This window comes from Rubrivirga sp. (genome assembly GCF_049648075.1).
GTDB lineage: Bacteria > Bacteroidota > Rhodothermia > Rhodothermales > Rubricoccaceae > Rubrivirga.
The window spans coordinates 1-2,431 of the sequence record NZ_JBARYR010000538.1; the positions used below are offsets into that span (position 1 = coordinate 1).

The 2,431-nt window shown below is 63.3% G+C and carries 2 protein-coding genes and 1 pseudogene; all 3 read right to left on the bottom strand.

Annotated features, from left to right (window positions below; all coding sequences use genetic code 11):
- Window positions 1–501 (bottom strand): annotated as a pseudogene (locus WBA11_RS14990) (hypothetical protein); the annotation flags it as partial.
- Window positions 502–511: 10 nt separating this feature from the next.
- Complete coding sequence (locus WBA11_RS14995; RefSeq protein ID WP_424521469.1) at window positions 512–1,507, bottom strand: glycosyltransferase family 4 protein; 996 nt, start codon at window positions 1,505–1,507, stop codon at window positions 512–514.
- Between the two features lie 26 nt (window positions 1,508–1,533).
- Window positions 1,534–2,431, bottom strand: an 898-nt coding sequence (locus tag WBA11_RS15000) for a hypothetical protein (RefSeq protein WP_424521470.1), incomplete at its 5' end; no start/stop codon positions are given.

Sequence of the window (2,431 nt, forward strand, 5' to 3'; positions counted from 1 at the left end):
GTTGTGCTGAGCGCGGTGCAAAAGCGTCCGCTCCGGCATCACGGCGCGGCGCGCCCATTCGGGCAGAGCGTTGCGAGGCCGCTCCCACGCGTACCCGGCCGTGTACTTGGTTTGGACGTTGCGGTACGCCTCGAGCTGGTAGAACTCGTCGATCGGGTACCGCTTCGCGTCGGGCAGGGCCGGGTGCCACGCGTAATCGCCTGGGTGCCCAGGATTCCCCTGCTCGCACAGCAGCACGTAATTGTAGAACGAGACAGCCCGGTCCACCGGGTCCCGCAACACCGTCAGGTATCGGAACGGGCCGCGCCCTAGGAGCCGGTGTGCGCCGTAGGGAAAGTGGCCCAGTACGATCTTCCTTCCATGGGGACGGTCCTGGATCAACTGCCGGATTCCTAGTACCCAGTATATGTCGGAGCGGTCAACATTAGGAAAGATGGCGCTCTTCTTGAGCGACGTTCCAGCGGTCTTAGGGATATGAGTAAAGATGAGGGTCCCGGTCATGGTGCTCCTTTCACGTGGCGCGGGCCGCAGCGATCCGCTCATGGTATAACGCCTCGTAGGCATCGACGATCGCCCGGTCGCTGAACCGCGCCTCGCAGTCGGCCCGGCACGCGGCCCGGTCGAGCGTCGACACGCGCCCCACCGCTTGCGCCATCTCGCCGACCGTCTCGCGCACGAACCCGGTTTCGCCCTCGAGGACGACCTCGAGCACGGACCCCCGTGGCGTTCCGACGATGGGCGTCCCGCAGGCGAGCGCCTCGGCCATTACGATCCCGAACGGCTCCTCCCACTCGATCGGCATCAGGAACGCCAGGGAGCGGCCCAGGAGTTCGTTTTTTTGGACGTCGTCGACAGGGCCGACGTACTCGATTCGATCTGAGAGGCGGGGTCGGACCTCGGCCTCGAAGTAGGCCTCGTCCGAGACGTTGCCGGCGATGACCAGCCGACGTCCACTCTGCTCCGCGACCTCGATGGCCGTGTGGGTCCCCTTGATCCGCTCGATGCGTCCCAGGAACGCGAGGGGCGCATCGTCCTCGACGTGGGCCTGGAACGTGTAGGTGTCGAGCGGAACGCCATTGAAGACCGCGTAGCTGGGCGCGACCGGCCGCATCTTGGCCGCGATGTGCTCGGCGCATCCCGTGAAGGCCATCGTGTCCTGGCGAGAGAGTTGAACCGCGCGTCGAACCTGGCTCAGGGTCGGCTCGCGTTGGTAGCTCATCACCTTCGGGATCGAGGTCGGCAACAGCGGGAGCAGCGTGGCCAGACGTCCGAAGCTGTGGACCACGTCGGGTCGCGTCGCGACGAGCCGCGCGATCGAGATCGTGTTGCGCGCAAGGTCGACGGGATGGCCGGGCCGCTCCCCGGCGTAGGGGACTAGCTCGCCGGCGGTTTGGGAGTCGCGGTGGGCGAACAGGGTCACGCGGTGGCCCCGGCCCTCGAGGCCGCGCGCGAGCATGTCGATGATCCGTTCGATCCCGCCGTAGAGCGTCGGTGGGACGGGGATCATGGGGTCCGCGGTGAGAGCAACATGCATCATGTGTTTTTCACGTCATTTGGGCTCACTCCGACAGAAGCCTTTCGCCTCGATGAAGCGCCACTATCGCCTTTCCAAACCGAGAGGTCGATCTCTAGGACTCGCTCTAGCTCTTCGACCTCCGGATGGTAACGATCCTGCAGCCGCTCGCGAGCCTGCGAACTCATCGGCGGCTTCGGAGCATCTGGGCTGAACAAGATTCTTACCCGGGACCCCTTGAGCCTCGATACTCCAGATGCGTATCGCGACACACCAGGAAGGAGGCGACCAGCAGCGGCTAGCCCTTTGGGCCATCGAGGGTAGATCGTGACGTTTCGCGCTGGAATCATGGGAAACTTGTGGTCAGAATCGACTCCGATGTGACAGCACACCTCGGCCAACGCGTCGCTCATGCTATGGCGAAGGTCGTCTGACGTGACGACGCACACGGCGTCCCGACCGAAATAGCGGATGTACGTCTTTATGTTCTCGAGATATTTGCTTCCATCGAAGATCCAGTGGTCGGGTTTGCGAGTCGCTTCGAGGAAGCTCATGCCCGAGGGGATCGTCCCATGAACCAACTGGAACCAGTACTCACTGTACGCCCGCTCGATTGGATCTCGAAGGGCAAAGACCAGCCTCACGTTGGAGTTGTCAGCCTGAAGTGCAGGAGCCACCATCTTCGAACGAGCGAGGTACCACGTGGACCCTTCACCGGCGACCTGCCCAAGGCCCCTTCCCCGAAACAGATCCGAATTCTGGTCGCGCGTTAGATTTCTCCCACACGCCGGCCGACCAGTTTGCGAGCTGACATAGAATGTCGGTTCTTTGGGATCCGTAAAGTGGATCTCGGGGTGCGTCGAGAGGTAATGACACAGGGTGGTCGTTCCGCACTTTGGTGCGCCCCCGATACAGCGC